This is a genomic window from Klebsiella sp. GL120222-02, assembly GCF_003097195.1.
GTDB lineage: Bacteria > Pseudomonadota > Gammaproteobacteria > Enterobacterales > Enterobacteriaceae > Klebsiella > Klebsiella variicola.
On the sequence record NZ_QEQO01000013.1, the window covers coordinates 96656 to 104410 of the forward strand.

The window sequence follows — 7755 nt, forward strand, 5'->3', positions numbered from 1 at the left end:
CCCTATCCGGACGTTCATATTACGCGCTTTTAACTGCATCAAACTTTTCTTTCGCGCAATAAAAAACGCCCCGGTCATAAATGACCGGGGCGGCTAAAATATTCAGCCAAATCCGATTACGTGAAGTAAAAGGTCTGAAAGATAGAACATCTTACCTCTGTACCCTACGCGATTAACTCTACTCTTCTTTCGCTCACGGATAAAGCATTTTTTGTAGTTTTTTTTCACTATTTACATAGCAAATTCAAATGATCCTCACAAAACGCTATAAGTTATGTTGCTTACTTACAGAAAATCGCTTTGCGCTTTGTATACTTAGTGCGCTTGATCCCAGTTTTCGCCACTACCGACTTCCACCAGCAGCGGCACCGCCAGCGTAGTGCTGTTCTCCATCAGTTCATGGATTTTTTTCGACACGGCATTGAGCTCATCTTTATGCACTTCAAAGACCAGTTCATCGTGAACCTGCATGATCATCCGCACGCGAGGTTGCTCCTTCCGCAGCCATTCATCAACAGCAATCATCGCCCGCTTGATAATGTCTGCCGCAGTCCCCTGCATCGGGGCGTTGATCGCCGCACGTTCCGCGCCGGCGCGACGGGCACCATTGCTGGATTTAATATCCGGCAGATAGAGTCGACGGCCATCCAGCGTTTCAACATACCCTTGCTCTTTCGCCTGAGCGCGGGTGCGCTCCATATACTCCAGGACGCCCGGGTAACGCTCGAAATAAAGATCCATATACTTCTGTGCTTCTTTACGCGGGATGTTCAGCTGGCGGGCCAGGCCGAAGGCGCTCATGCCGTAGATCAGACCGAAGTTGATGGCTTTCGCACTGCGGCGCTGTTCGCTGCTGACGCTGTCCAGTGGTAAGCCAAACACTTCAGCCGCCGTCGCCCGGTGAATATCTTTCCCTTCAGCGAAGGCGGTCAGCAGGCCTTTATCCCGCGACAGGTGCGCCATAATACGCAGTTCGATTTGCGAGTAGTCCGCTGAGACAATGACGTAATCTTCCGGCGCGATAAACGCCTGGCGAATGCGCCGTCCTTCTTCGTTACGCACTGGAATATTTTGCAGGTTTGGATCGGTAGACGACAAACGGCCAGTGGCAGTGACCGCCTGATGATAGGAGGTATGCACGCGCCCCGTTTTAGGGTTAATCATCAGCGGCAGTTTATCGGTATAGGTCGACTTCAGTTTCGCCAGCCCGCGATACTCCAGAATCACTTTTGGCAACGGATAATCCAGCGCCAGCTCCTCCAGGACCTCTTCAGACGTGGATGGCGCGCCACCCGGCGTTTTCTTCAGCGGCTTGATACCCTGTTTCTCAAACAGGATCGTTTGCAGCTGTTTAGTGGAGGAGAGATTAAACGCTTCCCCGGCAATCTCATGTGCGCGCTGCTCCAGCTCAACCAGACGCTGGGCGATCTCCTGGGAATGCGCATGCAGCACGGCAGGGTCGATTTTCACACCATTGCGCTCAACCCGAGACAGCACCGGCACCAGCGGCATTTCGATATGCTTAAAGATATTCAGCGGACCTTCATGCTGCTGCAGCTTCGGCCACATCTTCAGATGCAGCTGGAGCGTGACGTCGGCATCTTCCGCCGCGTAGCGGCCAGCCTCCTCCAGTGCAATCTGGTTAAAGGTGAGCTGGTTCTTACCTTTACCAGCGATCTCTTCAAAGGTAATGGTTTTATGCTTCAGCCAGCGGTCGGAAAGACTGTCCATATCGTGGCGGCCCGCCACGCTGTCGAGAATGTAGGATTCCAGCATGGTATCGAACGCAATCCCGCGCAGCTCAATGTCATAGTTGGCCAAAATACCGCGATCGTATTTGAGATTTTGCCCGACCTTGAGCAGCTTCTCATCCTCCAGCAGCGGTTTAAGTAACGCCAGTACGCGCTCGCGGGGGATCTGATCCGGTGCATCAAGATAATCATGCGCCACAGGGACATAGGCGGCCACGCCAGGCTCAACCGCGAATGAAAGACCGACCATATTGGCAGAGATATTATCCAGGCTGTCGGTTTCCGTATCAAAGGCAAAGAGCGGCGCTTGCTTCAGCTTATCGATCCAGGTGACCAGCGTGGCCTCATCAAGGATAGTGACGTAGTGCTCTGCTGAAAGGGCGGAGGCCGGTTCATCCTCTGCTTCTGCCTGTGCCGCTGCCGCAGGCTCTGCAGGTTTAGCGGCCGGTTTGCCGCCCTTCGCTTGCAGCCATTTCCCGGCCTCGACGTCGGTTGTCCAGCGCTTAAACTCATACTGCCTGAACAGCGCCAGCAGATCGTCAGCCGCCGGAGGCTGCACCTCCAGCTCTTCGCACGTGAGCTCCAGCTCGACGTCGGTTTTAATGGTCGCCAGCTGATAAGAGAGATAAGCCACGTCCTTGTTCTGCTCCAGCTTCGCCGCCATCGTTTTCGCGCCGCGGAAGCTCAGTGCAGCAATTTTCTCCGGTTCCGCATACAGCGTATCAAGGCCGCCAAGGCCTTGCAGCAGCGCCTGGGCGGTCTTCTCGCCCACGCCCGGCACGCCAGGAATGTTATCCGAAGAGTCGCCCATCAGTGCCAGGAAATCGATAATCAGCTCCGGCGGGACGCCATACTTGGAGACCACCTCATCCGGTCCAAGGATGGTGTTAGTCATGGTATTGATTAGGGTGATCCCCGGCGTCACCAGCTGAGCCATGTCTTTATCACCGGTGCTGATCAGCACCGGACGACCCGCCCTTTCCGCTTCCCGCGCCAGGGTGCCAATCACATCGTCGGCTTCAACACCCGGAACCGCCATTAGCGGCAGCCCCATCGCTTTCACCATCTTATGCAACGGCTCAATCTGCGCGCGCAGATCGTCCGGCATCGGCGGGCGGTGGGACTTGTAATGTTCGAACAATTCATCACGGAAGGTTTTCCCTTTCGCATCAAAGACCACGACGGCGTGAGTCGGTTGATACTGCAGGATCAAACTGCGCAGCATATTCAGTACGCCGTACATAGCCCCGGTCGGCTCCCCTGCGCTGTTAGTCAGCGGCGGAAACGCATGATACGCCCGATAAAGATAGGATGAGCCGTCAACGAGGATGAGAGGGTTTTCTGGGATCTGAACCATAATTTCCGTGCCTGTTTATCAGATTATGGGTAAAGGATGCCACAGACGGGCATGAAATCCTGAATTTTTCCCGCATTTCGCGGAAAAGATTCAACGATCGTCGCGATCGCATAAGAACTTTGCTTGTGGATAACTTTGTGTATAGTTTTACAGCGTCAGCTTTACCGCCCCTGAAAATAAATGAACAAATACTATTACTCTTTATATATCAGTTAATTAAAAACAGATCGACGATCCTGGCATCAATTTGATGACCCAATGTTCCATGTGGATAGAAGATCCTTGTTTTTTTCTGTTCTCGTAAGACCCGTCATTTGCCGCGTTTTCTGGTAAAATCAGCCCCTTGCGCAGCTTAAAGGCGCTCTTTGTCAGCCTAACTTTCTGAATAAACTAACTATGTCGAGATTACTCGCTGCGATAACACTTCCGCTGAGTATCGCCTTAACCATCTTAGTCACCATTATCTGCTCTGTACCGATCATCGTCGCCGGGCTGATTAAACTGCTGGTCCCCATTCCAGCGGTATGGCGCTCTATATCTGTTTTTTGCAATTTTATGATGTATTGCTGGTGCGAAGGGCTGGCGCTGCTGTTGCATCTCAATCCCTGGCTTAAATGGGACGTCGAGGGTCTGGAAGGCTTAAATAAAAAGAACTGGTATCTGCTGATCAGTAACCACCATAGCTGGGCAGATATCGTGGTGCTGTGCGTGCTGTTCCGCAAGCATATTCCGATGAATAAGTACTTCCTTAAACAACAGCTGGCGTGGGTACCCTTCATCGGCCTCGCCTGCTGGGCGTTGGATATGCCCTTTATGCGCCGCTATTCACGCAGTTACCTTATTAGACACCCGGAACGCCGCGGTAAAGATGTCGAAACCACCCGCCGTTCATGTGAAAAATTTCGCGCGCATCCGACGACTATCGTCAATTTTGTGGAAGGCTCGCGTTTTACCGAAGCCAAAAAGCACGAGACGCGCTCGCCTTACGATAACCTGCTACCGCCTAAAGCGGCAGGTATCGCCATGGCGTTAAACGTGCTCGGTTCGCAGTTCGATAAACTACTGAATGTCACGCTGTGCTACCCGGAGAATAATACAAAGCCGTTTTACGATATGTTAAGCGGCCGCCTGACGCGCATTGTAGTACGTATCAATCTGGTTCCTATTGGTGAAGAGCTGCACGGCGATTACGTTAACGATAAGAACTTTAAGCGCGGCTTCCAGCGCTGGCTCAATGGGCTATGGGAAGAGAAAGACCGTCAGTTGACTGACATCATGCGGGACAAAGAAAGATAGTCACTGCCAGAACAGCTAAGGTAACGCCGGTCAGTGACCGGCGTTTTTTTTATTTCTTCTCTACCAGTTGCTTCACGGTATCCGCATACTGAGCAACGAAGACATCCATATTGCTGGTGTCCATCCCCTGCGGGTTCAGCTGGTATTTACCATTAACATACATAGCCGGTACCCCCTGCAGCTGCAGATCGGCTGCCGCTTTCTCTTGCTGAGCGACCAGAGATTTCACCACGAAGCTATTCCATGCGGCATCGTAGTCTTCCCCTTTCACGCCAGCGTCGACAAACACTTTACGAATGTCAGCCACGCTCTGCACGGTCTGGGTTTTCTGCACGGCTTCGAACATCGGCGCAGTAATTTTATCTTCAACACCCAGCGCGATGGCCACCGCCCACGCCTGCGTCAGATCCTTGCCCAGAGGGCCCAGGAACTCAACGTGGTATTTGGTCATTTTGGTGCCTTCCGGCAGTTTCTGACGCACATTGTCAGAAACATGCAGCACTTCTTCAAACTGGTAGCAGTGCGGGCAGTAGAATGAGAAGAACTCGAGCACCTGCGGCTCGCCAGCAATCGGCTTATCAAGGGTGATGTACTGCTTGCCATCGGTGATCTGGGCAGCGGATGCACTAAAAGCCAGAATCATACCAGCCAGCGCCAGCCAAACTTTTTTCATGATTTACTCTCTCCTGGATATATCACATTAATACATTGGCGTTAACTGAAGAGGGGGTTCCTGTAGAACCTTCACCTGCTCAAGAAAAGTCGACGTCTGCCCCCGCCAGTAATCCTCCCCGGTTAACCAGGGGAAATTGACCGGGAAAGCGGGATCGTCCCAGCGTCTGAGCAACCACGCCAGATAATAAACCAGTCGCATAGCGCGTAAAGGTTCAATTAGCGCGATTTCATCGCTGTTAAAGGGGCTGAATTCCTCATAGGCCTCGACAATGGTCTCCAGCTGCATACGCTGTTCAGCCTTATCACCGTTGAGCAGCATCCACAGATCCTGAATCGCCGGGCCGGTTCGCGCATCGTCTAAGTCGACAAACAGTGGCCCGTCGCGCCAGAGGATATTACCCGCATGGCAGTCACCGTGCAGGCGTAACGTGTTCCCGCGGCCGTGCCATTGCTCCATGACGGCAGCAATGAGTTTATCGGTCGCCTTCAGGAAATCGGCCTTCAGGCCAGAGGGGATCAGCGTCGCCTGTTCAAACACCTGGCGCGGTTCCAGCAGGTACTCCTGGACGCCAATTTCCGGGCGGGCAGTAAAGCGCTGTTTGCGGCCCGTCTGGTGCAGGCGCCCCAGATAGCGGCCAACCCATTCCATCTGATCAAGGTTATCCGCTTCGAACTGACGACCGCCAAGGCTTGGGAAAACGGCAAAGTAGAATCCCTGATGCTGATGAAGCGTGCTGTCGTTAAAGAAGAGCGGCGCAGCAACGGGCACTTCATCTTCTACAAGCTGAAGTGCAAACTGGTGTTCTTCAAGGATCTGTTCTGCGGACCAGCGCTCAGGACGATAGAACTTTACCACATAGCGATGGCGCTCTTCGTCCTGGAACTGATAAACGCGGTTCTCATAGCTGTTTAGCGGGGTGAGACCGGAGTCCACCCGCATACCCAGATCGAATAACCCATCGATAATGGTATCCGGGCGAAGCGTCTGAAAAGTAAAAGCCTTATCGTGCATCCTGACATCCGATAATCGTACGAATAGTTCAGGATATCATCTCATTGCACTTTACGCGGCAGCGCTTACAACCTTTTACTCTTTTATTACCCCGCGGGCGCGCAGCAGCGCGGTTTTAAAGTCCTCTTCATAATCCTTCTGAATACCAGGAATGACGGCATCTTTAGAAGAGTCACGCATCTTCAGGTGATAGATCAGAATATCGTCGGAAAGATCGCTCAGTTCGCCTTCATAGCCAGCCTCTTTCGCCAGTTTCTGCAAAAATTGCATCAGATTCAGTTCAGGCTCTTTCTGCCAGGCAGGCTGGAGGAGTTCAATTACTTCATTCAGACGTTTACATTTCATGGTCATGCTCCTTACTCTTGATAGGGACAAGTTAACAGGGTCAATCCCACAATGAAAGAGGCGATATTCAGATGCAAAGCGAGGCGATAACCGGCGTCGTGCTGGCAGGCGGCAAAGCCACGCGAATGGGCGGCATTGATAAAGGATTACAGGCGCTAAATGGTCGCCCTCTCTGGCGTCACGTCGCGGAGACATTAGCCCCGCAGGTAGATGAGTTAGTCATTAGCGCCAATCGTCATCTTGAACAGTGGCGTGCCAGCGGATATCCGGTCTTTCGAGACATACAGGAGGGTTATCAGGGGCCGCTAGCCGGAATGCTTGCTGTGATGCAGCAGGTCGCGAGCCCATGGTTTGTTTTTTGCCCCTGCGACACGCCGTTCATTCCGTCCTTTTTGGTGGAGCGCTTTATCCAGCAGAGAGGGGCCGCGCCGGTCGTTTGGGCCCATGACGGCGAACGGGATCATCCCGCCGTTGCATTAGTTCATCGTCAAATCATTCCGGAACTGGAGGCTTATCTGGCTCATGGAGAGCGCAGGGTGATGGTCTTTATGCGACAAGTGGGTGGGCGCCCGGTGAATTTCAGCGATGTGAAATCAGCGTTCATCAATGTAAATACGCTTGAAGATTTGCAGCAAATGCAGGAGCCATCATGACCCCATTACTGGCGATAGCCGCATGGAGCGGTACCGGAAAAACAACATTATTAAAGCGTCTTATCCCTGAGCTTTGTGTCAGAGGTCTGCGTCCCGGGCTGATAAAACATACCCATCATGATATGGACGTCGATAAGCCCGGCAAAGATAGCTATGAATTACGTAAGGCGGGCGCTGCGCAGACCATTGTCGCCAGCGAACAGCGCTGGGCGTTGATGACGGAGACGCCAGAGACGCCGGAATTAGATCTCACGTGGCTTGTCAGTCGAATGGATGTCAGCAAACTGGACCTGGTTTTAGTGGAGGGGTTCAAACATGAACCCGTGCCGAAGATCCTACTTTTTCGGCAAAACAGCGGCCATCGTGTAGAAGAGCTGATAATTGATGAACATACCATCGCCGTGGCCAGCGATATGCCCATCGCGACCTCGCTTCCGCAGTTGGATTTAAATGATATTCAACAGATCGCGACATTTATTGCGAATTGGTTAGAGAGGCATTAGCAGTTTATCGGTAGGGTTGCTTCTTAACACAGACGTTAATGAATGGCATCAGCAGACAGGGGCCTCCCCGGAGGCGGTGCTGCGCACCTTGTCCGGGCTACAGGTCGTGCAGGGCGGGTGCGAATCCGTAGCCCCGGTAAGCGCAGCGCCACCGGGGAGACAT

At 52.8% G+C, this 7755-nt stretch carries 7 protein-coding genes; 3 read left to right on the forward strand and 4 right to left on the reverse strand.

The annotated features are described in order from the left end of the window. Positions 1-315 precede the first annotated feature (315 nt). Positions 316-3108, reverse strand: coding sequence for a DNA polymerase I (polA, locus tag N438_RS26395; protein ID WP_044643215.1), 2793 nt, complete (start codon positions 3106-3108; stop codon positions 316-318). Positions 3109-3504: 396 nt separating this feature from the next. Between polA and N438_RS26400 the strand changes: the two genes are divergently transcribed. Further along, positions 3505-4404 (forward strand): acyltransferase, encoded by a 900-nt coding sequence (locus N438_RS26400; protein ID WP_008807916.1) that lies wholly within the window; start codon positions 3505-3507, stop codon positions 4402-4404. Between the two features lie 49 nt (positions 4405-4453). Here N438_RS26400 and dsbA read toward each other — a convergent pair whose 3' ends face one another. The 3 genes from dsbA to N438_RS26415 form a co-directional block, all read right to left on the reverse strand. Further along, positions 4454-5077: a thiol:disulfide interchange protein DsbA gene (gene dsbA / locus N438_RS26405; protein WP_008807917.1), complete on the reverse strand. Its 624-nt coding sequence runs from the start codon at positions 5075-5077 to the stop codon at positions 4454-4456. 27 nt (positions 5078-5104) lie between these two features. Then, entirely contained in the window at positions 5105-6091 is a 987-nt protein-coding gene (locus tag N438_RS26410; RefSeq protein WP_008807918.1) for a serine/threonine protein kinase, read from the reverse strand. Positions 6092-6166: 75 nt separating this feature from the next. Then, positions 6167-6436, reverse strand: coding sequence for a YihD family protein (locus N438_RS26415; RefSeq protein WP_012543292.1), 270 nt, complete (start codon positions 6434-6436; stop codon positions 6167-6169). 71 nt (positions 6437-6507) lie between these two features. On the opposite strand from N438_RS26415, the gene mobA reads away from it, so the two are divergent. Both mobA and mobB read left to right on the forward strand, forming a co-directional pair. Next, positions 6508-7089: a molybdenum cofactor guanylyltransferase MobA gene (gene mobA, locus N438_RS26420; protein ID WP_008807920.1), complete on the forward strand. Its 582-nt coding sequence runs from the start codon at positions 6508-6510 to the stop codon at positions 7087-7089. Beyond that, positions 7086-7592 (forward strand): molybdopterin-guanine dinucleotide biosynthesis protein MobB, encoded by a 507-nt coding sequence (mobB, locus tag N438_RS26425; RefSeq protein ID WP_048964064.1) that lies wholly within the window; start codon positions 7086-7088, stop codon positions 7590-7592. Before mobA ends, mobB begins: the two co-directional genes overlap by 4 nt. Positions 7593-7755 lie beyond the last annotated feature (163 nt).